Source organism: Kosakonia arachidis (assembly GCF_900116535.1).
GTDB classification, from domain to species: Bacteria; Pseudomonadota; Gammaproteobacteria; order Enterobacterales; family Enterobacteriaceae; genus Kosakonia; species Kosakonia arachidis.
Genome location: NZ_FPAU01000001.1, coordinates 13419 through 36478, shown reverse-complemented (window position 1 = coordinate 36478; position 23060 = coordinate 13419). Strand labels below are relative to the sequence as shown.

The following is a 23060-nucleotide window of genomic DNA, read 5'->3' as shown; positions in this document are numbered from 1 at the left end:
TCATGTGTTTTTCACAAACAGCACCATTGATTCCAGATGACCAGTGTGCGGAAACATGTCCAGCATCGCCAGCCGCTGAATCTGGTAACCTGCATTTAATAGTGCTTCACTGTCACGAGCAAGCGTGGCAGGGTTACAGGAAACGTACACCACTCTGCCGGGAGACAATTTTATAATATGCCGCATCACCCCGGCAGCACCTGCCCGTGCGGGATCGAGCAACACCTTATCAAATCCCTGGCTCGCCCAATGTTGCTGAGTGACATCATCCTCCAGATTTTCATGAAAGAATGTCACATTCTGCAAGCCATTCTGTTGCGCATTCTCCTGCGCTTTCGCCACCAGATCGGCGACGCCTTCCACCCCAACGACACTTAACGCGCGCTGCGCCAGAGGCAGAGTGAAATTTCCCATACCGCAGAACAGATCCAGCACACGGTCGCCGGGCTGGATATCAAGCCACGCCAGCGCATGGGCCACCATTTGCTGATTGACACCATCATTGACCTGAATAAAGTCCCGCGGACTGAACATTAAGCGTAGACCGTCGGAGCTGTACCAGGGGGATTCTCCGCTAACATGTTCAAGTATCTCGCTTTGTGGCGCGAGGTACAGTGCAATACCCTGAGAATGCGAAAAACGTTCCAGTTTTTCTTTATCCGCGTGACTTAATGGCGCTGTGTGCCGCAGAACCATCAGTGGGCCATTGTCGGCCTCAACCAGTTCGACATGTCCCAGATGGCGCACTGCGCCAAGCCCCGCCAGACATTCACGCAGCGGCGCCAACATTGCCTCAAGACGGGGCACCAGTACCGGGCAACGCGTCACATTGATAATGTCGCTGTCGCCCGCTTTGCGAAACCCCATATCCAGACGCTGCGTTTTTGGTTGCCAACTCAGGCTCAAACGCGCACGACGGCGATATCCCCAGGGCTGCGCGGCAATCACCTCGTCCACGTCCTGCTTCATCAACCGTGCCAGCGCCGCGCTTTTACTGCGCTGTTGCAGGGCAACACTGGCATGTTGCTGCTGGCACCCACCGCAAACGCCAAAATGCGGACATTCCGGTTTAACGCGCTCCGGGCTGTCATTCAGACGACGTTTTACCTCTCCACGGGCAAACTGGCGTTTTTCCTCTTTGAGGGTAATTTCCGCCGTTTCTGCTGGCAATAAACTAGGGATAAACAATGCCTTACCATTGTGGCGAGCCACACCCTGACCAAAGGGGTCGAGGTCGGTTACCGTAACGGTAATGCGCTCGCGAGTCGTCACGCGTCTTTTTGCAGAGTAGAATTGCGCCATTGCAGTGAAAATTCTCAATAACTGTGTAATGGCCTAATTCTCCCATAACGGAACTCCATGACCAACTACAGCTTGCGCGCACGCATGATGATTCTGATCCTGGCCCCCACCGTGCTTATCGGTGTGCTGCTCAGTATCTTTTTCGTCGTTCACCGCTATAACGATTTACAGCGTCAACTGGAAGACGCAGGTGCCAGTATTATTGAACCGCTGGCGGTTTCCAGCGAATACAGCATGACACTGCAGGATCGCGAAGCCATTGGTCAGTTGATTAGCGTGCTTCACCGACGCCATTCGGACATCGTACGCGCTATCACCATTTACGATGGGCACAACGAGGTGTTCGTTTCTTCCAATTTCCAGCTTGATGGCGACGATCTCAAGCTGCCTGGAGGGCAGCCTTTCCCGCGCAGACTGAGCGTTACCCGCCGCGGCGATACGATGGTGCTGCGCACACCGATCCTGTCGGAAGAGCTTGAACCGGCAAAGATCGCTCTACCTGCGGATAAAATCACCGGCAATATGCTCGGCTATGTGGCACTAGAGTTGGACCTGAAATCGGTACGCTTGCAGCAATATAAGGAGATGTTTATCTCCAGTATGATGATTTTGTTCTGTATTGGTATTGCGCTGATTTTTGGCTGGCGTCTGATGCGTGACGTGACCGGCCCAATTCGTAATATGGTAAATACCGTCGACCGTATCCGTCGCGGGCAGCTCGACAGCCGTGTTGAAGGCTTTATGCTCGGCGAGCTGGATATGCTGAAAAACGGCATCAATTCGATGGCCATGTCGCTGGCGGCCTACCACGAAGAGATGCAGCATAATATCGATCAATCCACATCGGATCTGCGTGAAACGCTGGAGCAGATGGAGATCCAGAACGTTGAGCTGGACCTGGCGAAAAAGCGTGCGCAGGAAGCCGCGCGTATTAAATCTGAGTTTCTCGCCAATATGTCTCATGAGTTACGCACACCGCTGAACGGCGTGATTGGCTTTACGCGTTTGACATTGAAATCTCAGTTGAATCCTACCCAACGCGATCACCTGCTGACCATAGAACGCTCAGCGAATAACCTGCTGGCGATCATTAACGACGTGCTGGACTTCTCCAAGCAGGAAGCGGGCAAACTGATCCTCGAAAGCATTCCGTTCCCTTTACGCAACACGCTGGATGAGGTGGTGATTTTGCTGGCGCACTCGGCGCACGATAAGGGACTTGAGTTAACGCTGAACATCAAAAATGATGTCCCGGATAATGTGATTGGCGATCCGCTTCGTCTGCAACAGGTAATCACCAATCTGGTCGGCAATGCCATCAAGTTTACCGAACATGGCAATATTGATGTGGTGGTTGAGAAACGCGCTATCAGCAATAACAAAGTGCAAATTGAGGTGCAGATCCGCGATACCGGCATCGGCATTCCGGAACGTGATCAGTCGCGCCTGTTCCAGGCATTTCGCCAGGCGGATGCCAGTATCTCTCGCCGTCACGGGGGTACTGGTCTGGGGCTCGTGATCACGCAACGGCTGGTGAATGAGATGGGCGGCGATATCTCTTTCCATAGCCAGCCTAACCGGGGTTCGACCTTCTGGTTCTATATTGATCTCGACCTCAATCCTGACGCCATCACCGAAGCGCCGGCCACGGAAAGACTGGCAGGTAAACGTTTGGCGTATGTCGAACCCAATGCTGCGGCAGCACAAAGCACGCTGGAAGTGCTGAACAACACGCCGCTGGAGATAATTTACAGCCCGTCATTCTCGGCGCTCCCGCAAGGGCATTACGATATTTTGCTGTTGGCAGTGCCGGTAACCGTGCGCGAGCCGCTTAGTATGCAGCACGATCGTCTGGCACGTGCGGCAGCCATGACCGACTATCTGCTGCTGGCGCTGCCGTGCCATGCACAGGTGAATGCCGAAGAGCTGAAACAGGATGGCGCAGCAGCTTGTCTGCTTAAACCGCTGACTATCACTCGTCTGCTGCCCGCCCTGACCGAATATTGTCGCACGACACAACGGGTTCTGGCCTCACATGCAGATGAAAGCAAATTGCCGATGAGCGTTATGGCTGTGGATGACAACCCGGCGAACCTGAAGCTGATTGGCGTTTTGCTTGACGATCAGGTGCAGCACGTTGAGCTATGCGAGAATGGTTTGCAGGCCATCGAACGGGCTAAACAGATACAGTTCGATCTGATTCTGATGGATATCCAGATGCCGGATATGGACGGGATTCGCGCCTGCGAGTTGATCCGCCAGCTACCGCATCAGCAGCAAACACCGGTCATCGCTGTAACCGCACATGCGATGGCCGGGCAAAAAGAGAAGCTGCTCAGCGCCGGGATGAACGATTATCTGGCAAAGCCAATCGAAGAAGATAAGCTGCATAACCTGCTATTGCGCTACAAACCGGGCCTGAAATCCAGCACCCAGAATTCACCGGAAACTGAAGAGATCCCGGTGGAGCTGCCAATCAATAACGATGTCACACTCGACTGGCAACTGGCGCTGCGCCAGGCCGCGGGAAAAACCGACCTTGCTCGCGAGATGCTGCATATGCTGGTCGAGTTCCTGCCGGAGATCCGCAATATGGTGGAGGAACAACTGGTCGGCGAAGCGCCGAAGGGGCTGCCGGAAGCGATCCACAAACTGCATGGCAGTTGCGGTTACAGCGGGGTTCCACGGCTGAAAAACCTCTGCCAGCTCATTGAGCATCAACTGCGTAGCGGCATCAGTGCCGACGAACTGGAACCGGAGTTGCTGGAGCTGCTTGATGAGATGGATAACGTCACGCGTGAAGCGCACCGGTTAATTGGATAACCATAGAGAGAGTAATGGATGGCCTGAACGCCGGATGAGTGGCATGCCGGATGGCGGCTAACCCTTGTCCGACCCTGTATTATCTTTCCCATGCAGGGGGAACCGGCCAGTTCACCCTGCCATGCAGCTCACATGTCGTATCCGGCCTCAGGCTTTCTATTGTGCGTCATTTTGTCGCTTTGCAGGCAGGACAAGCGCCATCACCATCCGGCCAAAATCACTGCAGTTGCTGTCCCGCTTTTAGCACCGCCGCCACATTGCGCGCTGTCATGCGGACGTTTTCGCCTGCATTTTCCAGCGCTTTTTCTAGCGTACAGATCGTATAGAGCACGCTGAAAACGGCATCAATGCCATGATCGTGCACCACGCCAACATCAGCGGTGAGGCTTCCAGCAATGCCAATCACCGGAATATTGTAGCGTTTGGCCACTTTCGCTACGCCGACCGGCACCTTGCCATTTACCGTCTGGCTGTCGATTCGCCCTTCGCCAGTGATCACCAGATCCGCACCCCTGACATAGTTATCCAGCGCCAGCGCGTCGGTGACAATCTCGATCCCCTGACGTAATTCCGCGCCGCAAAAAGCATATAACGCCGCCCCCATGCCGCCCGCTGCGCCGCCGCCCGCCAGGTTCAGTACGTCGATATCCAGATCGCGGGCAATGATCCCGGCATAATGCGCCAGCGCCTTATCCAGCCGGATAATCATCTCCGGCGTCGCGCCTTTTTGCGGGCCAAAAACTGCCGATGCCCCCGCTTCGCCGGTTAATGGGTTGGTCACGTCGCAGGCCACCTCAATGCGACAACAGGAAAGGCGTTTATCCAGCTCACGGAGATCAATGCGCACCAGCGACTCCAGCGCTGCGCCACCTGGCGCAATCTGACGATTTTGCCCGTCGAGGAGCTTTGCCCCCAGCGCCTGCACCATACCGGCTCCACCGTCATTGGTGGCGCTGCCGCCGATACCAATAATGATATGTTTAACGCCCGCATCCAGCGCATGGCGGATCAGTTCGCCGGTTCCCCACGAAGTAGTAATCAGCGGATCGCGCTTCGCAGGCGGTACCCTTTCCAGTCCGCTGGCCGCTGCCATTTCAATGAACGCCGACTGCTCATCGCCGGAAATGCCATAAAATCCTTCAGTCTGTTCGCCAAGCGGGCCTTTCACCGCTACCTTAACAATACGACCGTTGGTCGCAGCAACCATGGCTTCTACCGTCCCTTCGCCACCGTCTGCAAGCGGGATTTTTATATACTCCGCCAAGGGGAATATCTCGCGAAAACCGCGCTCAATGGCCGTAGCAACGTCCAGGGCGCTTAAGCTTTCTTTGTAAGAGTCAGGAGCGATAACAATCTTCATAAGCCATCCTTATGCATTTTCCGGACAGATGAACTAAAGATGTCAATTCCAGAAAGTAGTGCCGTGCCCCCTGGAGCCTGGGAGCTATCCCAGCGTAAACCACCAAGCTGGCTTGAATCAGGGCGACCTCTTTCCAAACATGTCTGCTTGCTGATAAATAGTAAACCGTTAAAACGGTTACGAACAAAACAGCTTTCTGTCTAATTCTGGCAAAAAAGACCTCTTTTTTCATGATGCAGAAACATGAAAAATTCATAAATGCCTTTCGTTAATTTGTGCAAATGTCCCAGCACATGGGAACCTGCGCACACAATACAACTATTCCTTAGCACGCTTACGTTTTTAGAAAGGTACTGTTTAAAAATTAAAAAACCTCGTTTTATTTCATTCAAAATATTTTATCGTAAACACATGCTCAAATGATTCAATTAGACTTCATATAGAAATTCATGAGGAAAATATAACTAAACATTTAAGAATTTTAGAAAAACAAATTAAGAAAACTAGTAAGATTTTTAGTGCATAAAATTCTTTCGAGTAACTCAATCCATTGGATATGAATCGCCACAAATTTAACAGATACTTCAGCGTCATTTATGGACTGCCCCGTCCCGGCAAACGATCCTGCCCTATAATCGGACAGTATGCTGAGGTCAGATATAGTACTGGGATGAATATGCTGGTTGAATGAACGCCAGCTACTGTTCAGGCTTTTTGAAACAAACATTACGTCATCCGTGATTATAATTTCTATACATATCCCCTTAATAACATTGATGCAGACGCCATTTATTGATATGCCACGCTGAAAAAACCATTTTCATGAGCCTCCAGAACAGTATCCCTGGACATTTACAGTCATTAATTCCAGAAACCAATATAAATTTGGGATATATATCTAGATGATAAGATATTTAAGATACATCTTCCAAAGAGAAGTGGGGTTGTATAAATTCAATTGCATGCCTGATATGGCAAAGAAAATTCTTAATGCACCTGTTTTGCCTGTTCTGCATTAGAGAACAGGCAATAATTCCCAGCGAGGTCGGATAACAACGTTTGACTTAATTGTTGTAAAACCAGATGGCAATACGTTAACTCATTTACTTATTCAGTTTAGGCGCTAATACTTCTGAAAACATCACAAGTGTATTGAGTTTTTTACCATTCTGGTGAGGAATACCTGTGCCATAAAGTCTAATATTATTTAAGAGATTGCTTCATGCCTAAAAGAATTACAGTTAATCACCTTAACATAATCAGAAAGCTAAATGCCTATGCAGAGTCCGCGAAAGTAGACAGATTATCCAGAGGTAAGCGTATTTATAACTTTAACAGCAATGGTGTAAAACGCGTGTTTTTTATCATTGAGGGGGATTTTTTTCTCCGTTCATCTGAAACAGGAAAGATAATTAAAGTCATTTCAGCCCCTTTTGTAATAGGAGCAATGCCATCGCTGGAACCCCTGTCTGTATATATTGAAGTGATAGACTATGGGAAAATAAAATCTATTGACTATAATTACTTTTGGAGTTTGGTTAACTACCAGGAGTTACTTCCGGATGCAATGACAGTGATGTCTGAATATCATACTGATCTAATAAAATTCATTAATGGCTATAATGAAAGTAATGAAGAACACGTACGAACTTTAGTGGACCGATGGAAGTATCATCCATGTCATATCAAGAAAAAAATATCGCTTTTGTTCTTCATCACAAATAGCACTTTTATGTCAAAAAGCACAGCAGCCAGAATTATTAAACGAATGAAAGAAACCCGGTGTATCAATTTAAAGGATGGCAGGCTCGTGGTTGATGAAAACTAACCTTACGTCAAACTGGAGCTCGTACGGACAAATAAAAATTGTCGCGTATCACTGGCGGCCAGTGCCAGACCTGAAAAATTAATGTTATTGATGTAAATCAGAATGATAGCAATTTTATTTTTCTTCCCATCAATTAAAATCCAAAATTATTTTAGCAGTCCAGGAATAATTTCCTGAATGCTGGGGACATATCCACCTGACCGTGTCAGATATTGTACTTTGTTTACTGCTGATTTTTATTTTGTCAGGTACAGCACCCTGCAGCAAGAATATTGGCGAGTTACTGTCACCAGGATTTTTTGAATTGCTTTGTATTTCATACTTAACTGTTGCTTGAAAAGGAACGCTGCTATCAAATTGCCCGACAACTCTGGCATCAATTGCTACCGGTTTATTCACAACATCACCTGAATTACATATTCCCAGGTCAATAGTAGAAGGCACAATAAGCTCTGGCAAAGCCATCGCTGAGTGACGGACATTTACGATTAACCCTTGCGCATTGCTCCATGCATCCAACATGTTATTTGCGCGGGGCAGTCTTATGCAGTAAATCGTATCATATAATACTCCAGAATGTGCAACTCCAGCCTCTACACGCAATGGCGTGGGAACACCGGCTGGTGTAGCATCGGGTGTAGTAACAGTACGATATCTAAGGCCATTCTTGGTTTCTATAATGCCACCACTTACGTCATTATTCAACGCATCAGCCTTTGTAGGACCGCATATAGTGTATAACTGGGAATTGGCATAGGTCAACATGGTAGAAGTGGATGTAAAGTATTCTAAGATAAACATACCGCCGCTTACTGTTAAATAGCCAGGAAGCCAGGTTACGGTTTTACTTCCGAATGAAATTCCAGGGAACAAAACTATAATCAAAATAATAACTTTTGGAATGGAGATTATTAATGATTGATTTACACGATTTTGTATAGCAGCCATGTTATTTAGAACTCACATTTATAATGCAATTATATTTTATCAGGGCGATGATATCCGCACCATCAAGTGCAATGTCAATCACTGCATTTAAATTACATGAATTATCAGTAAGCCAGTCAAAGCTGAATTATAATATATATTGCGCATTGTCTCTTTCATACTTATATCACTGATACTCAAAGCTCATATTCACGACAGTGCTAAATTCCCCGGCGACCACCGCATCCTTTGTCCCTACGTAGGCTGCTTTATAAATCAGGGTATTATTTGCCGACGGTGTCAGTGTACTTCTCTCTTTTATCAACCCGTCAGGCTTAAATTTTGTCCTACCATCTGTCTGATAAAAGTAGAGCCCGACGCCCGTTGCGCCTTCACCCTCCGCCTTCGCATTTCTGAATGCCGAGGTATCATCGTTATCCGCCTCGCCCCAGGCTGTGACCATCACAGCAGTAGCTGCCGCTCCGCAGTCTCTGAGCACCATATTGACCTCCGTTTCACCGCCGGTGGTCCCTTTACCTTTAATGTCCCGGTCGGCAATATCACTGAGGGTAATAACCTGCTCTTTTGAACCGCTGCTGAGAGTACAGGTATTGGCCAGCACCTTACCGTTAAAGGTGATGGAGGAACTATCGCTGGCGGCCAGTGCCAGACCTGAGCAGACCATCAGTACTGCAGAAAAAGATTTATTGATTAATGATGCCATCCTGAACGTCCCGTCTTTTGTCTCTTAGGTTTGTATATTTACTGATAATCAAAGGTCATGTTTACCACCGTACTGAAGTCACCGGCTGTCACGGCATCTTTCGTACCGACAAACGATGCCTTATAGGTCAGGGTGTTATCCACTGACGGTATCAGCGAACTGGTCTGTGTTATCGTGCCTGCCGGCACGAATTTTGTGGTGCCGTCCGTCTGGAAAAAATACACCCCCACGCCTGTTGCGCCTCCGCTCTCCTGTACCCTGGCATTGGCAAAGGCCAATGCGTCGTCGGCATCCGGCGTACCGGATGCCCTGACCACCACACCAGAAGTCCCTGCGCCACAATTCGTCAGTTTAATGACCACATCTTTTTTTCCACCGGTAGTCCCTTTACCCTTGATATCACGGTCTGATATAGCACCCAGCGTGATGTTCTGTACTGCCGAGCTGCTGTCGATGGTGCAGGTATTGCTCAGCACCGTTCCGGTGATGGTAATGGTTGCCGTATCACTGGCTGCCTGCGTGGCGCCTGCTGCCATCAGAGCCATAAGCGCGGTGGCCCGGGTAAGTCTGTTCATCATTTCATTCCTCACTATATAACCGCTTACGTGCGGCATTCTGCGTTAATTCTCACAACCGGCTGGCTGACCGCATCTGCCGGCAGCCGGTATGTAACGTTACATTGCTGATCGGCTCCGGTTCCCCATTCTGCCTGGGCGGAGCCGGTCGCCTCCATGCCTGACAGGTAAACCTGTCCGTCATCCCCGACAATACCGCTTCGCTCGCCAGCGGTGACCAGTGTGCCGAACGGCAGCGGCCTGCCGTTGCGGGTTAACGTCATCAGAACCCGGCTCCCCGTGTACCCCTTAAAACCGGCCTTCACGACAGCCCCACGGGTCGGCACCACCTTCGTGACAGCGGAGTCCACATCGGTATTGTCCCCCATAGAAGCAGTATCAAGCGCAACGCGGTTTTCGCGATATGCTGAGGCATAAGGTTTAATGGTGTATCCGCGCCAGTCTGTGCGCACCCCGGTTTCATTCTCCAGGCGAATGTCAGCGGCACCGGGCGCAGCAACCAGCACGCTGGTGTCCCCGAGAGGCTGCCCCAGGGTCAGTCCTTCGGCGTGCAGGAGTGCTCCTCCGCTGATGCCATAGCTGACCTGACGGTAGCTGTCACTGTAGCTGTACCCTACATTGCTGTTGCCATAACCCCCGCGATAGCTGGCGTTCAGGTTGCCGCTATTTCCTTCGCTACGGGTTATTCCCTGAGATATGCCCCAACTGAGATTCCCCCCTTCCAACACAGTGCCGCTCAGGCCGGCCTGATGTGATATTTCACCGTCCCGGTTCCGACCAGCACTGTAGGTGGCATACACGGAACGGTTGTTTTCCCGGCCGGCGCTGAAAAGTACATCCAGCGGCATGGACAGTGACAGGAAAACGGATTTATCGGTTCCAGGTTGTCCGATCTGTCTGCTGTAGCTGTAGGTCAGACTGTAGTTAACCTGACCTGCTGCACCGTTAAACCCCACCTGCAGGGAGTCGCTGTAGCCCGCTGTGTTCCAGTAGCTCTGCCTGACACCTGACAAATACAGTGCCCCCAGGTCACCTACCCGCTGGGACACACTGGCCTGAATTTTGGCCCGCTTGTTGTTATAGAGGTTGTAGTAGTCGGTGTACGGGCGCTTAACCGGTTTTCCGTCAGCATCAACCGTATCGGTTTCATAACGCCAGCCTTTCATGCCTTTAAGTGCGGTTTCATCAAGCGTGTGGAATCCCTCCGTCGAATAGCGATAACCGGTCAACTGGAAGGTGGTACCCAGTGCGTTCAGGGAGCGCGCGTACAGAAAACGCAGGGACTGTCCCTGATGCTGGCTGCCGTCAGCAAGCGTACTGCTTGCCTGCGTGACGTCGGCGGAAATAGCCCCCAGAGAGCCCAGATTCAGGCCTATCCCCAGCAGACCGGCCAGATAGTTGTCTGAATACTGGACGCCACCGTAGCCGGTAATATTGTGCGGGAACCCCCGGATAAGCGTTCCCTGGATAAATTCAGGACTGCTGTAGCTGTCCCCTGACGCGCGATAGCGGCCTGCGGTCAGACTGTACTTCGTCCGGCCCTCACGCTGCAGCACGGGTACGGAGGAATACGGTACCGTGAACGTCTGGATACTGCCGTCCGCTTCGGTCACGGTGACATTCAGGTCACCGCTGGAATAGACCGGGTACAGGTCGTCAATCGCAAACGCGCCCGGAGAAACAAATGTTTCATAAACCGTGTAGCCATTCTGGCGGATACTGACCCGGGCATTGGTGCTGGCCACCCCCCGGATAACCGGGGCAAAACCGCGCTGACTGTCCGGATACATGCTGTCATCTGTTGCCACCTGCACGCCCCGGAAGCTGAGTGAGTCGAAGATGTCTCCGTCAGACGTCCCGTCACCCACAGTCAGGTTGCTGCGCAGGGGAATGATGGCCCGTTGGATGTACGTGTTCACGTGCTGCCAGCGGCGCCAGGTGTAATAATCACTGCTGTATTCGTTCCAGGTCCGGCGATCCCGTAAACGCCAGGGGCCAACATTGACCCCGCCATTAAGATTAAGATAACTGCTCCGGCTGTCACCGTACCGCCCGCGGCTTTGGCTGCCACTGTAGTTGTAATTAAGCAGCGCGGCGTTAATGCCCTCATCCCAGCGTTCAGGGGAGATGTACCCCCTTGCACTGTTACGCATGGCGGCCTGGGGCACGCTCACGTCAAGGCGCATACGCTGAAAATCAAAAGCGGTAAAGGCTTCCGGTATGTATTTGCCCGGAGAAACGCAGGCATCGTCAGGCTCATCCACGCCGATGGGGAGCTGACGGATATCAACGCCCAGTTCATCGAGATCATCACGTGTCAGACAGGCCATCAGGCCGGTGCTGTCATGCACTTCATTTTTATCCGTGCCGGCAGGCGCATCCTTAAAAAGCACGCTGCGGCTGACGGTTTGGGTACCGTTGATAAAGATATCGACCTGATAGTTCCCCGGAAGCTGGGTGCCTGCCTTCTGCAGGCGGGCCATGTCTGCCACCATGGACGGATCGTCTGAAATCAGCTCCGGAGCAAAGTAGAGCTCGGCCTGTGCGTCAGGCGAAAACAGTGCCATCGACACCAGGAAAGCCACAACGGAAACAAGTGGTCCGGGCTGCTTCTTTTCATGATGGCTGCTTCTCACCGGGCATCGTTGCTGCATGTCTGGCTCCTGACTCCTGTTGCGGGTGTTCATTCGGGAAGTGATTACTTGATATCTGCACGGATTTCCGGCGTGGCTGCCCCGAAATCATTGATGGTGCGGTAAGTCACGTAGCTTCCTGCACCAGACGGGAGCGGCAGTGACAGACTGCTTCGCGGGCTGACCATCGTGTCAGGCAGCGCCTGTCCACCGGATTTCATGCTGGCCAGGGTCACGTGGTATGGCGTCGGATTGTCGATGCGCAGCTGTGAGCCAGCGCGGTGGAAGGTCAGCATCCCGGGGACTTTTTCCACGGCAGGCTGAAGGCCAGCGGGACGAACAAACAGTTTTATACGGGTGGTTGCCGCGAGCATGAGGATGTTTTTTCCTTCAATATCCTTTTTGTCCATGGCCGGGATGGCTTTGGTGTTAAAGAAGTAGAGCGTTTCCTGGTCCGTACGGGCGGGCTGGCCGACGTACATAATGCGCAGGGTGTTCTCATTACCCGGACCGCTGACATACACCGGCGGGGTCACGACAAAATCCTGACTTTTTTTACCGTCCGCCTGTTCGACCCACGACTGGACCATGAAGCTTGCCTTCTCTGCCGTATTGCGCACGGACATGCTGACCTGCTTTTGCCCGGCCGGATATATAACACGGGTACCGCCGATAGTAATGCCGCCAGCATTCGCCAGGGACGGAGCAAGGCTGGTGAGAGAAAGCAGCGCAGCACACAGAAGTTTTCGGGATGGAAACATGAATAATTCCTTACACAATGAGGATAAAGCTGACAGTGCGGTGAAAATCACCGCACTGTCAGGGTGAAACCGTTACTTACTCGTAGCTGATCTGGAAGTTAACGACGGAGTTAGCGGAACCGGCGACAACACCATCATCGGTTGCCACGTAGGCGGCGCTGAACGGGATTTGATTATTGCCGCTCAGAATTTTCTGGGCGGCTGTGGCGGTGCTCCCGTCCACTTTTACCGCCCTATTATTCTGATAAATCTGAATACCCACGTTCTGGGCTGCGGAGGTGGTATCGCCAGCGCCATTGGAAGCAGGTTGAATGGCAAGCGTGGAGTCATCCCCGGCTGTTGCGCCGTTAAAGATGATGGAGGCACTGGTGTAACTGACGGTTGCATCAGCTTCAGCGGGATCGGCGACAGTCAAATCGCATCCGGTCAGACCAATGGTGAACGGAACAGCGGAACTGGTATCGCCTTTGGCAGCAAGGCGGCTGGTCGGAACCTGACCCAGGATAACGGTCTGTCCCTCGGTGGTATTATCAACCGCACATGGCGCTGCGACCACAGAGCCCTCAAAATTGATTTTCCCGCCATCAACAGTAACTGCAGGCGCTGCAGCGTGTCCGGAAAAAGCGGTAACAAACAAGGCTGGCATTAATGCCACTGTAGCCAGTTTTTTCATGGTATTTATTCCTTAAGTTAAGATAACAATCAGTGTCCCGTCCTTCCCGGACACTGAATCAAACATAGCGTCAGTAATAACAGAGGCATCGAATTCAGAGCGGGTCCGTAAATTCGTTTTCAGGGGCCAACCTGAGCCATTTCAGGAAAAGGAGAATAGTCGCCGCCGTTATTACCACTACCAGTGACACTTGGTTTGTTTTTTGGTAATAACATAAAACACCGATATCTCCACTGAATTTTCACAGACAGGTAAGGAAGTATTATATTTTCCATCAGTCAATGAATCCGTATATCCGGATTAACTGAATAAAACATTCACGACTGATTTCCTGGATTCATCTATGTATTAACTGACGAGGGTCATTCTGGGCTTTGACTGCTCAATCGGCAAGCTCGTTCAATAGCGCCTTTTGATCGCCAAAAACTATCAATGATGATAAAACTGATCGTTACAAACATCAGATTAAAAACAGGATGTGTACATAACAGTTTGTTTTATAAAAAATAAATATCATCACGGGAATTCTTACCTTTCGTTGCAATCTGATGATGAATATCATTGCTGCCAAATTTTTTCGTCATGCTTTATAAAAAAGACGGTGTCATTTGAGCGCGTGTGTTTAATATTATGATTAGGTGTTAATAATCATTTAGCGGAGTTTAGAATCGATAAAAATATTTTACGGTGTGATAACTTCACACAAACCGGAAATACTTTCCCTGCAATTGAAAGGGTAGTCCTCCCAAAAAACCAGCGCATACAAAAGTGGTATATTCTTCTTACCTGAATGCAGGAGGATTCCTATGAAGCGATCACGTTTTACTGACAGTCAAATCATCACCATTCTCAAACAGGCTGAGACAGGTATTCCGGTGCCAGAATTGTGCCGGGAGCATGGCGTCAGCTCCAGCTTCTATAAATGGCAGGCAAAATTTTGAGGGATGGATGCTGCGTTGATTAATCCTGTATACCAGAGCCTGCAGCGGCCGACGCCCCTGATTTCAGTAGTCGCATTCACAGTCACCCGGAGCGACCGAACGACATCAAGGCGTGAGCCCGTTGCGCGCAGTCATCCCTGGCAGGCATCCTGATACAGTCCACTGCTGTACGATATTTTGTATCCGGCCTTATTTGTCGGAATACAGGTTAATATTCAGGCAGCCCAAGAACATGAAACAGGAATACCCGGCACACTTAAATAACATGCCGGGTATTCTCAAAGGTTACTCCAGAAAACGGTTGCTTATTTTACCCAGTCTTCCAGCATTAGATCGGTACGCGCTCCAATTCCCGCGTAGATGATGGCCTACGCCACAATACGATGATTTGATTAACGCACCATGCAGGGCCGTTTGTTATCAAACCTCCAGTCAGGGATCAGATACTGCATCCCCATCGCATCATCACGCGCGCCAAGGCCATGTTTCTGATACAGCGCGTTGGCTTTCATCACCTGATCCATATCCAGTTCAACGCCCAGACCCGGCGTGGTCGGAACCTGTACCATCCCACCTTTGATTTCGAACGGCTGTTTGGTCAGCCGCTGATTGCCTTCCTGCCAGATCCAGTGAGTGTCGATAGCAGTAATGTTGCCAGGCGCAGCAGCAGCGACGTGAGTGAACATCGCCAGCGAAATATCGAAGTGGTTGTTGGAGTGTGAACCCCAGGTCAGGCCAAATTCGTGGCACATTTGCGCCACGCGCACCGAGCCTTGCATCGTCCAGAAATGCGGATCCGCCAGCGGAATATCCACCGATTGCAGCGACAGCGTATGCCCCATCTGACGCCAGTCGGTGGCGATCATATTGGTTGCCGTCGGCAGGCCGGTCGCGCGGCGGAATTCCGCCATCACTTCACGGCCGGAGAAGCCCTGTTCAGCACCGCAGGGATCTTCTGCGTAAGCCAGCACGCCTTTCAGGTGCTTACCGATTTTGATGGCTTCATCCAGCGGCCATGCGCCATTCGGATCCAGCGTGACGCGCGCCTGCGGGAAACGTTTTGCCAGCGCGGAAATGGCTTCCGCCTCTTCCATTCCAGCCAGAACGCCGCCTTTTAGTTTGAAATCGTTAAAACCATATTTTTCATAAGCGGCTTCCGCCAGACGCACCACGCTTTCCGGCGTCATTGCCTCTTCATGACGAACGCGATACCAGTCGCATTTGTCATCTGCCTGATTCTGGTACGGCAGCGGCGTTTTTTTGCTGTCGCCGATGAAGAACAGATAGCCCAACATCTCCACTTCATTACGCTGCTGGCCTTCGCCCAACAGGGAAGCGACGTTGACGCCAAGGTGCTGGCCTAACAGATCCAGCATCGCCGCTTCGATGCCTGTCACCACATGGATCGTGGTGCGCAGGTCGAAGGTTTGCAGGCCGCGGCCGCCAGCATCGCGATCGGCGAAAGTCTGGCGCACGCTATTCAGCACATTTTTGTATTCACCCAGCGTTTTACCGACCACCAGCGGAATCGCATCTTCCAGCGTTTTACGAATTTTTTCGCCGCCCGGAATTTCACCCACGCCGGAGTGCCCTGCGTTGTCTTTGATCACCACAATATTGCGAGTGAAGAAAGGGGCATGCGCGCCGCTCAGGTTCATCAGCATGCTGTCGTGCCCGGCAACCGGGATCACCTGCATGGATGCGACAACGGGGGTAGACGTATATGTACTCATTTTTTATCCTTTTCTCTCTCAATGACGTCCAAAGACCGGGCGTTTTTTGTCAAATGTCCAGCCGGGGATGAGGTACTGCATCGGGCCTGCGTCATTGCGCGCGCCACCAGGCAATCTTTTATAGGCGGCATGCGCTTTCTCGATTTGATGCCAGTCGATCTCCACGCCGAGGCCTGGCGCATCCGGCACGGCGATTTTGCCCTGCCTGATTTCCAGCGGTTGTTTGGTCAGACGGGCCTCGCCCTCCTGCCAGATCCAGTGAGTGTCGATAGCGGTTGGCGTTCCCGGCGCAGCAGCGCCGACATGGGTAAACATCGCCAGTGAAATATCAAAATGATTGTTAGAGTGACAACCCCAGGTCAGCCCCCAGTCGTCACATAATTGTGCAACTCGCACGGCACCGGAGAGCGTCCAGAAGTGCGGATCCGCCAGCGGAATATCGACGGCGTTCAGCATCACCGCGTGACCCATTTCTCGCCAGTTGGTGGCGATCATATTGGTTGCGACCGGCAGACCTGTGGCGCGGCGGAACTCCGCCATCACTTCGCGGCCGGAGAAACCCTGCTCCGCACCGCACGGATCTTCGGCGTAGGTCAGCACATCATTCAGCCCCTTACACAAGCTTATGGCTTCGTCCAGCAGCCAGGCACCGTTCGGATCCACCGTAATGCGCGCATTCGGGAAGCGTTTTTTCAACGCCTTCACGGTTTCAATCTCTTTCTCGCCGGGCAGTACGCCGCCTTTAAGTTTGAAATCTTTGAAGCCGTAGCGATCCTGCGAGGCCTCCGCCAGACGAACCACCGCATCGCTGGTCATCGCTTCCTGATGACGCAGGTGATACCAGTCGTGGCTGCCGGGCGTAGCATCCAGATAGGGGAGATCGGTTTTCGTGCGATCGCCGATATAGAACAAATAACCCAGAACGGTTACGGCATCGCGCTGTTTCCCGGGACCAAGCAGCTCGCACACCGGTACGTTCAGCGCTTTACCGAGCAGATCGAGCAGCGCGGCCTCTAGTGCTGCAACCGCATTGACGCGCAGTTCAAAGGTCCATGCGCCTTTTCCGAACGTGTCGAAATCGGCCGCCTGGTTGCCTTTATGCACGCGCTGCACCACTTTATTCAGCCGGGCAACTTCCTGCCCGACGACCATCGGAGTAGCATCAACCAGCGTTTTGTAGATCACTTCTCCGCCGGGCGCTTCACCGACACCAGTGTTCCCGGCGTTATCCGTAAGTACGACAATGTTGCGCGTGAAGTAAGCGTTATGCGCGCCACCAATGTTCATCAGCATACTGTCATGCCCGGCTACGGGAATGACCTTCATCCCGGTGATAATCGGGCTAGCTTGTGTATTCATTACTCACGTCCTGCAGGTTTCAGTACAATACGTTTGATATCGCCGACCAGCACCAGATAGCTCAATATCGCGACCAGCGCATGGATACCGACATAAATCAGCGCACCATTAAACGAACCGGTAGAACCCACAATGTAGCCGATAGCAATGGGCGTCACGATACCGGAGATGTTGCCGAACATATTGAACAGGCCGCCGCTCAGACCGCTGATCTCTTTCGGCGCGGTATCTGCCATCACTGCCCAGCCTAGCGCGCCAATCCCTTTACCGAAGAAGGCCAGCGACATAAAGCCGATGATCATCATTTCCGAGTTGGTGTAGTTACAGAACACCATGCTCATCGAGAGCAGCATGCCCAGCACGATCGGTGTTTTGCGGGCCATATTCAGCGAGCCGTAGCGACGCATTAACCAGTCTGAAATGATGCCGCCAAGTACACCGCCGACAAACCCGCAAATAGCCGGAATCGATGCGATAAACCCGGCCTTCAGGATCGACATACCACGCGCCTGCACCAGATATACCGGGAACCAGGTGATAAAGAAGTAGGTCAGGGCGTTAATGCAGTACTGCCCCAGGTAAACGCCGATCATCATGCGCGAAGCCAGCAGTTGCTTAATCTGCGCCCATTTTTCCGGGAATGGGACACGGTGAATGTTATTCTTCTGATCCATGTTGATCAGCGCACCGCCCTCGGCAATATACTCCAGCTCTTTCTTGTTGACGCCTGGGTGCTGATTCGGCTCGTGGATCATTTTCTGCCACAGCAGGCTGATGAAGATCCCTAAACCGCCCATGAAGAAGAAGACGTGCGACCAGCCCACTTCGTGCGTCAACCAGCCCATGATCGGCGCAAAAATAACGGTCGCGAAATATTGTGCGGAGTTAAAAATCGCCACCGCTGTGCCCCTCTCCTGTGCCGGGAACCAGGCCGCAACGATACGACTGTTACCGGGGAAGGAGGGCGATTCGGCCAGACCGACCATAAAACGCAGAGTAAAGAGAGCTACGATGATGCCGAAGCCATTGAAGATATCAACAAAGCCCTGCAATAAGGTAAACATCGACCATGTAAAAATGGACCAGAAATAGACCCGTTTGGAGCCGAAGCGGTCAAGTAACCAGCCTCCCGGGATCTGGCCAATCACATAGGCCCAGGAAAAGGCAGAAAAAACATAGCCCATTGCGATCGAATCAAGGCCGATGGATTTGGACATCTCCGAACCGGCAATCGACAAGGTTGCGCGATCGCCGTAGTTGAAGGATGTGACGATAAACAGCATCACCACTATCCAGTAGCGGGCGTTAGTGCGCTTTTCAACGCCGCTCGCCGCCTGGCTGAATGTACTCATGGTTGTACTCCCGAAGCATCAATGTTCTTTTGTACATTCATCCTGTACGGCACAACCTGTAGGGGAAGACAGGATGATGTAGTTGTGTTTTTTGCTGCTCCTGCCGGGGTTTTTCCCCTTAGCTGAGCGCATTTTTTAACTGGCAAGAAAAGTATAAGAAGCGGCCTTTTAACTCTCACCGTGCAACAACACAACATTCACCCGCCCCGGCAAGTTGCTTTATTGCATTAGCCCAGGCTGATGGGGAGTACTTCACGGAAATGGAAACCGGAGATCGGTAAAGAAGGGCTGACGAGGGTAAGGTCTAAGAATGTGAAATGCGTCGCTTGACGCCGTAAAAAGAGAGCATTTTTCCTCCCCGGCTGAGGAGGAAAAAACGTTATTTCAGCAGCGTAGCCCAGTGTTCAACCCACGGATTTGACACGTTTTCCGGCTCCGGGTCTTCACTTGCATCAATCAGCAACATATCACCAATGCGCTGTGCGCCCTGCTCCTGCAACAAAGCATCAAACTGTTTGCCGCCGCCGCAGAAATTGTCATATGTGCTGTCGCCCAGGGCAACCACACCATAATGTAAATCCGGCTGATAACCCACAGTATCGCGCAGGTAATGGAACAACGGTGCAATGCTGTCCGGCAAATCGCCCTGCCCGGTCGTAGACGTTACCACCAACGCGTAATGGCCTTTGTGGTTATCCCAGTCCGCCGCTGTAGGATCTTCAAACACCGCCGTGCTATGGCCATGGGCGTTTAAGATTTCCTGCGCTTCTTCCGCCACCAGCAACGAATTACCGTACATGGTGCCAACAAAAATTCCGACCTTCGCCATGCTCATCGCTCCTTGTGTGATTCGATATGGCCCTCATCCTGACCGTTCAGCGGCGCAAACTCAACCCTTTCATTCTCAGGGAGAAGACCGAGCCAGCCGAAGCGCGAAAGCGCCTGCATCCAGACATCATCCAGCCCGGCGCGGAGCGTTAAGGCTTCACCAGTAAAAGGGTGTGTGAGCGTTAACTGGCTGGCATGCAGCATCAGCCGCTGACAACCAAAATGCTCTGCGGCACTGCGGTTTTGCCGCAAATCACCGTGCTTGCTGTCGCCAATGATCGGATGGCGTAAGTGCGCCAGGTGGCGGCGTAATTGATGTTTGCGTCCGGTTTTCGGCTCCAGTTCGATCAGCCCATAACGGGTGGTCGGGAATTTACTGGTCGCCACTGGCATTTCGGTGGTTGCCAGCCCACGATAATGGGTTACCGCGGGCTGCGGATCTTTATTCGCGCGGGCGAATTTATCGGCAACTTTGTCCAGTTCCTCCACCAGCGGGTAATCAAGCAGTGCCTCTTCCATCAACCAACCGCGCACAATCGCATGATAGCGTTTCTGGATTTGATGCTGCTCAAACTGCTGCGCCAGGCGGCGGCCCGCTTCACTGGAAAGCCCCATCAATAAAACGCCGGATGTTGGCCTGTCGAGACGATGCGCGGTAAAAACGTGCTGGCCGATTTGGTCGCGCACGGTTTGCATTACCACCACTTTTTCATCGCGATCCAGCCAGCTACGGTGTACCAGCCAGCCGGAGGGTTTGTTCACCGCCACCAGCCATTCGTCCTGGTAAATAATCTCCAGCATTAGTCATCTTCGCCAGAGAACAGCGCATCAAGCTGCTGAAGGTGAATCAGCATCACCTCACGGGAGGGGTGCGTGGCGTCCACAGCGATTTCATAATAGGGTGCGATGGCAAATGCCTGCGGTAGCGGCTGCTGACTATCCAGCAACGCGTGCATACGCGGAATTAAGACCCATTGCAGCCACTCGAATGGCTCAAGGGTGTCCATACAAAAGGGTTGCGTGCTTTCAAAGGCATCCGGCGCTGGCGCCGCGCTTTGCCACAGATTTTGCTCACGCAGTTGCGTTTCGAGTTGATGAAGTTGCTCGCGCACTCGTTGATGCAGAGTCATAAAAACCCCCGGTAGAAAACAGACTGGCGCGCAGCATAGCAAAGACCAGAGCAAATAAAAAAAGGGAGCACTGTAAAAACAGTGCTCCCGGTTCGTTTCGCAGCAGTCCAGCTACTCATTGTGCTCCCTGCTCATCCGTGAAAACTTTTCCTGTGGTCTCCTGACCGGTTCATCCGTGAACTGTGCGTCATGCTCACACCACCCCGATGTGACTTAGCATCATCCTTAATGCGTGTCCCTGATCATCCTGATCTGCCGACCATCCTGGCCGACTCTCAATCTCCTTCCTGGAGGCGTCCTTTAGCGCAATCCTGCGTTGTCCCGTTGCTTCATCCTGAAGCCTTTCCCTGTAGCACCTTCCCGGCGTGTCCTTGAAGCAACATCATCCTAATGTACGCTTCGTTGTCAGACTCCCTGTCGACAGAAACAGAATTACCCATTCTGCGCCGCCTTACAAGGACACCTAACGCAGGGGTTTCTTTTGAATGAATCCTTTTACGTAAAAGGATTAAATCATAACGTTATGAAATTAAATAGTTATAGTGCAAATAGCACAGTAACTGTATGGTAAATATCCAGGCGATCTCTCACAGATTGTGTGAGAGATCTCGCACACGCAGAGTAGCATCGAGGACTACACGACAGGTTCGAGCTGGTTGAGGAAATCCGCAAGACTGGGGGCTAAAACAGTACGCTGACGGGTACCCAGCGTCTCCTGCACCACTTCACCACTCAGATTACACAGCGAAATAACATCCAGTTCGCTATCAAGCGTGGCGATAAACAACGTCGGCGAAAGCTTTAACCTTTTCTGCGTGACAAGATGACCAATCAGGTTTTCCTGTACGCGCAGAAAATCCTCTTCGCTCCAGGTTTGCAGCAGTGTCAGCGGCAGTGTACCAAGGCGAGCGTACATATCCCCGGCGAATTGCGTGGTATAAAACGTATGAACCGGGGTTTGTACCACAATGTCCATTGCCTGCTCAATCGGGTTTACGTTCGGTTGCGCGGGGAATGGCTGAGGTTGCCAGATCACATACTCATCGGTTGAAGAGATAATGCAGGGCGATGGAATGCCGTGCAGCTCCTCGCTTTGTGGCCAGGTGCCGCGCGCTGCGTGCCATGCGTCGCAATAACGTTCCGTAAAAGCTTTCAGCGCAATGGCCGTCTCGTTTTCCACCGATTTCTCTCTTCATATAAGCCAGGATAAACTCTGCATAATAGTTTACCTGCAAAATGGCGATGAAACATGTCTTCTTATGATAACCACCAGGCGCTGGCTAGCCTGACGCTTGGCAAAACCACTGATTACCGCGACACCTATGACGCCAGCCTGTTGCAGGGCGTTCCCCGTTCATTAAACCGCGATCCGCTGGGCCTGACGGCCGGGAATCTTCCTTTTCAGGGCGCGGATATCTGGACGCTTTATGAACTCTCCTGGCTGAATGCTAAAGGTTTGCCGCAGGTTGCGGTAGGCCACGTCGAGCTGGATTATGCCAGCATGAATCTGGTGGAATCGAAAAGCTTTAAACTCTATCTCAACAGTTTTAACCAGACGCGCTTCGCCAGTTGGGATGCGGTACGCGAGACCCTGCAACGAGATTTGAGTGCCTGTGCACAAGGCAACGTCAGCGTGACATTGTACCGTATTGATGAACTGGAAGGTCAGCCGATCGCCCATTTCCATGGTGCCTGCATTGATGATCAGGATATTCAAATCGAGAACTACGCCTTTGACGCTGCGTGGCTGACGGGTGCCGCCAGCGGAAAAGTTGTTGAAGAGACGCTGGTCAGCCACCTGCTAAAATCAAACTGTCTGATCACCCACCAGCCGGACTGGGGCTCAGTGCAGATCCAGTACCGGGGGCCAAAGATCGATCGCGAGAAACTGCTGCGTTACCTTGTTTCTTTCCGCCACCACAACGAGTTTCACGAACAGTGTGTTGAGCGCATTTTTACCGACATTCAGCGCTTCTGCCAGCCGGAAAAACTGAGCGTTTACGCACGCTACACGCGCCGTGGTGGGCTGGATATCAATCCGTGGCGTACCAATACCGATTTCATTCCCGCTACCGGGCGTCTGGTACGGCAGTAAAACATTCCGTGCCGGG

At 51.8% G+C, this 23060-nt stretch carries 18 protein-coding genes and 1 pseudogene; 4 read left to right on the top strand and 15 right to left on the bottom strand.

The features are described from left to right. Nucleotides 1-1302 carry a 23S rRNA (uracil(1939)-C(5))-methyltransferase RlmD gene (rlmD, locus tag BM427_RS00140; RefSeq protein WP_090118259.1) on the bottom strand — a complete coding sequence of 434 codons (1302 nt, stop codon included), beginning with the start codon at nt 1300-1302 and terminating at the stop codon, nt 1-3. Between the two features lie 57 nt (nt 1303-1359). Here rlmD and barA point away from each other — a divergent pair, with 57 nt between their 5' ends. Next, the gene (barA, locus tag BM427_RS00135; protein WP_090118258.1) at nt 1360-4125 is read left to right on the top strand and encodes a two-component sensor histidine kinase BarA; all 2766 of its coding nucleotides are present in this window, start codon (nt 1360-1362) and stop codon (nt 4123-4125) included. Nucleotides 4126-4342: 217 nt separating this feature from the next. On the opposite strand, the gene BM427_RS00130 is transcribed toward barA, so the two are convergent. Further along, the gene (locus tag BM427_RS00130; protein WP_090118257.1) at nt 4343-5485 is read right to left on the bottom strand and encodes a glycerate kinase; all 1143 of its coding nucleotides are present in this window, start codon (nt 5483-5485) and stop codon (nt 4343-4345) included. A gap of 1222 nt (nt 5486-6707) precedes the next feature. On the opposite strand from BM427_RS00130, the gene BM427_RS00125 reads away from it, so the two are divergent. Continuing rightward, entirely contained in the window at nt 6708-7313 is a 606-nt protein-coding gene (locus tag BM427_RS00125; protein WP_090118256.1) for a cyclic nucleotide-binding domain-containing protein, read from the top strand. A 129-nt stretch (nt 7314-7442) separates the two neighbouring features. On the opposite strand, the gene BM427_RS25120 is transcribed toward BM427_RS00125, so the two are convergent. From BM427_RS25120 to BM427_RS00100, 6 genes are all read right to left on the bottom strand, one after another. Next, a complete protein-coding gene (locus tag BM427_RS25120) occupies nt 7443-8261 on the bottom strand; it encodes a hypothetical protein (RefSeq protein ID WP_139234365.1) in 819 nt (272 codons plus the stop codon). A gap of 166 nt (nt 8262-8427) precedes the next feature. Then, entirely contained in the window at nt 8428-8964 is a 537-nt protein-coding gene (locus BM427_RS00120; protein WP_090118255.1) for a fimbrial protein, read from the bottom strand. 38 nt (nt 8965-9002) lie between these two features. Continuing rightward, on the bottom strand, nt 9003-9542 hold the full coding sequence (locus BM427_RS00115; protein ID WP_167518527.1) for a fimbrial protein: 540 nt from the start codon (nt 9540-9542) through the stop codon (nt 9003-9005). A 23-nt stretch (nt 9543-9565) separates the two neighbouring features. Next, on the bottom strand, nt 9566-12193 hold the full coding sequence (locus BM427_RS00110; protein ID WP_090118253.1) for a fimbrial biogenesis usher protein: 2628 nt from the start codon (nt 12191-12193) through the stop codon (nt 9566-9568). Nucleotides 12194-12237: 44 nt separating this feature from the next. Next, entirely contained in the window at nt 12238-12933 is a 696-nt protein-coding gene (locus tag BM427_RS00105; protein WP_090118252.1) for a fimbria/pilus periplasmic chaperone, read from the bottom strand. 76 nt (nt 12934-13009) lie between these two features. Further along, nucleotides 13010-13606: a fimbrial protein gene (locus tag BM427_RS00100; RefSeq protein ID WP_090118251.1), complete on the bottom strand. Its 597-nt coding sequence runs from the start codon at nt 13604-13606 to the stop codon at nt 13010-13012. A gap of 806 nt (nt 13607-14412) precedes the next feature. On the opposite strand from BM427_RS00100, the pseudogene BM427_RS00095 reads away from it, so the two are divergent. Further along, a pseudogene (locus tag BM427_RS00095) lies at nt 14413-14544 on the top strand (transposase); the annotation flags it as partial. A 395-nt stretch (nt 14545-14939) separates the two neighbouring features. Here the strand turns inward: BM427_RS00095 and gudD are convergent. From gudD to syd, 7 genes are all read right to left on the bottom strand, one after another. Beyond that, nucleotides 14940-16280 (bottom strand): glucarate dehydratase, encoded by a 1341-nt coding sequence (gudD, locus tag BM427_RS00090; RefSeq protein ID WP_090118250.1) that lies wholly within the window; start codon nt 16278-16280, stop codon nt 14940-14942. Nucleotides 16281-16298: 18 nt separating this feature from the next. Next, nucleotides 16299-17639 (bottom strand): enolase C-terminal domain-like protein, encoded by a 1341-nt coding sequence (locus BM427_RS00085; RefSeq protein ID WP_090118249.1) that lies wholly within the window; start codon nt 17637-17639, stop codon nt 16299-16301. Beyond that, nucleotides 17639-18991, bottom strand: a complete 1353-nt coding sequence (locus BM427_RS00080) for an MFS transporter (RefSeq protein WP_090118248.1) — start codon at nt 18989-18991, stop codon at nt 17639-17641. Before BM427_RS00080 ends, BM427_RS00085 begins: the two co-directional genes overlap by 1 nt. A gap of 379 nt (nt 18992-19370) precedes the next feature. Further along, on the bottom strand, nt 19371-19820 hold the full coding sequence (locus tag BM427_RS00075; RefSeq protein ID WP_090118247.1) for a flavodoxin: 450 nt from the start codon (nt 19818-19820) through the stop codon (nt 19371-19373). Between the two features lie 2 nt (nt 19821-19822). Next, complete coding sequence (gene truC / locus BM427_RS00070) at nt 19823-20620, bottom strand: tRNA pseudouridine(65) synthase TruC (protein ID WP_090118246.1); 798 nt, start codon at nt 20618-20620, stop codon at nt 19823-19825. After that, a complete protein-coding gene (locus BM427_RS00065) occupies nt 20620-20949 on the bottom strand; it encodes a YqcC family protein (RefSeq protein WP_090118245.1) in 330 nt (109 codons plus the stop codon). The genes truC and BM427_RS00065 overlap by 1 nt, the downstream gene beginning before the upstream one ends. 634 nt (nt 20950-21583) lie before the next feature. Next, on the bottom strand, nt 21584-22129 hold the full coding sequence (gene syd, locus BM427_RS00060) for a SecY-interacting protein (RefSeq protein ID WP_090118244.1): 546 nt from the start codon (nt 22127-22129) through the stop codon (nt 21584-21586). A gap of 69 nt (nt 22130-22198) precedes the next feature. On the opposite strand from syd, the gene queF reads away from it, so the two are divergent. Then, nucleotides 22199-23044 (top strand): NADPH-dependent 7-cyano-7-deazaguanine reductase QueF, encoded by an 846-nt coding sequence (gene queF, locus BM427_RS00055; RefSeq protein ID WP_090118243.1) that lies wholly within the window; start codon nt 22199-22201, stop codon nt 23042-23044. The last annotated feature ends 16 nt before the right edge of the window (nt 23045-23060 follow it).

What these genes read in the sequence shown, in the direction of transcription:
- rlmD (WP_090118259.1), bottom strand. Translation starts at nt 1,302, where the DNA reads ATGGCGCAATTCTACTCTGCAAAAAGACGCGTGACGACTCGCGAGCGC.
- barA (WP_090118258.1), top strand. Translation starts at nt 1,360, where the DNA reads ATGACCAACTACAGCTTGCGCGCACGCATGATGATTCTGATCCTGGCC.
- BM427_RS00130 (WP_090118257.1), bottom strand. Translation starts at nt 5,485, where the DNA reads ATGAAGATTGTTATCGCTCCTGACTCTTACAAAGAAAGCTTAAGCGCC.
- BM427_RS00125 (WP_090118256.1), top strand. Translation starts at nt 6,708, where the DNA reads ATGCCTAAAAGAATTACAGTTAATCACCTTAACATAATCAGAAAGCTA.
- BM427_RS25120 (WP_139234365.1), bottom strand. Translation starts at nt 8,261, where the DNA reads ATGGCTGCTATACAAAATCGTGTAAATCAATCATTAATAATCTCCATT.
- BM427_RS00120 (WP_090118255.1), bottom strand. Translation starts at nt 8,964, where the DNA reads ATGGCATCATTAATCAATAAATCTTTTTCTGCAGTACTGATGGTCTGC.
- BM427_RS00115 (WP_167518527.1), bottom strand. Translation starts at nt 9,542, where the DNA reads ATGATGAACAGACTTACCCGGGCCACCGCGCTTATGGCTCTGATGGCA.
- BM427_RS00110 (WP_090118253.1), bottom strand. Translation starts at nt 12,193, where the DNA reads ATGCAGCAACGATGCCCGGTGAGAAGCAGCCATCATGAAAAGAAGCAG.
- BM427_RS00105 (WP_090118252.1), bottom strand. Translation starts at nt 12,933, where the DNA reads ATGTTTCCATCCCGAAAACTTCTGTGTGCTGCGCTGCTTTCTCTCACC.
- BM427_RS00100 (WP_090118251.1), bottom strand. Translation starts at nt 13,606, where the DNA reads ATGAAAAAACTGGCTACAGTGGCATTAATGCCAGCCTTGTTTGTTACC.
- gudD (WP_090118250.1), bottom strand. Translation starts at nt 16,280, where the DNA reads ATGAGTACATATACGTCTACCCCCGTTGTCGCATCCATGCAGGTGATC.
- BM427_RS00085 (WP_090118249.1), bottom strand. Translation starts at nt 17,639, where the DNA reads ATGAATACACAAGCTAGCCCGATTATCACCGGGATGAAGGTCATTCCC.
- BM427_RS00080 (WP_090118248.1), bottom strand. Translation starts at nt 18,991, where the DNA reads ATGAGTACATTCAGCCAGGCGGCGAGCGGCGTTGAAAAGCGCACTAAC.
- BM427_RS00075 (WP_090118247.1), bottom strand. Translation starts at nt 19,820, where the DNA reads ATGGCGAAGGTCGGAATTTTTGTTGGCACCATGTACGGTAATTCGTTG.
- truC (WP_090118246.1), bottom strand. Translation starts at nt 20,620, where the DNA reads ATGCTGGAGATTATTTACCAGGACGAATGGCTGGTGGCGGTGAACAAA.
- BM427_RS00065 (WP_090118245.1), bottom strand. Translation starts at nt 20,949, where the DNA reads ATGACTCTGCATCAACGAGTGCGCGAGCAACTTCATCAACTCGAAACG.
- queF (WP_090118243.1), top strand. Translation starts at nt 22,199, where the DNA reads ATGTCTTCTTATGATAACCACCAGGCGCTGGCTAGCCTGACGCTTGGC.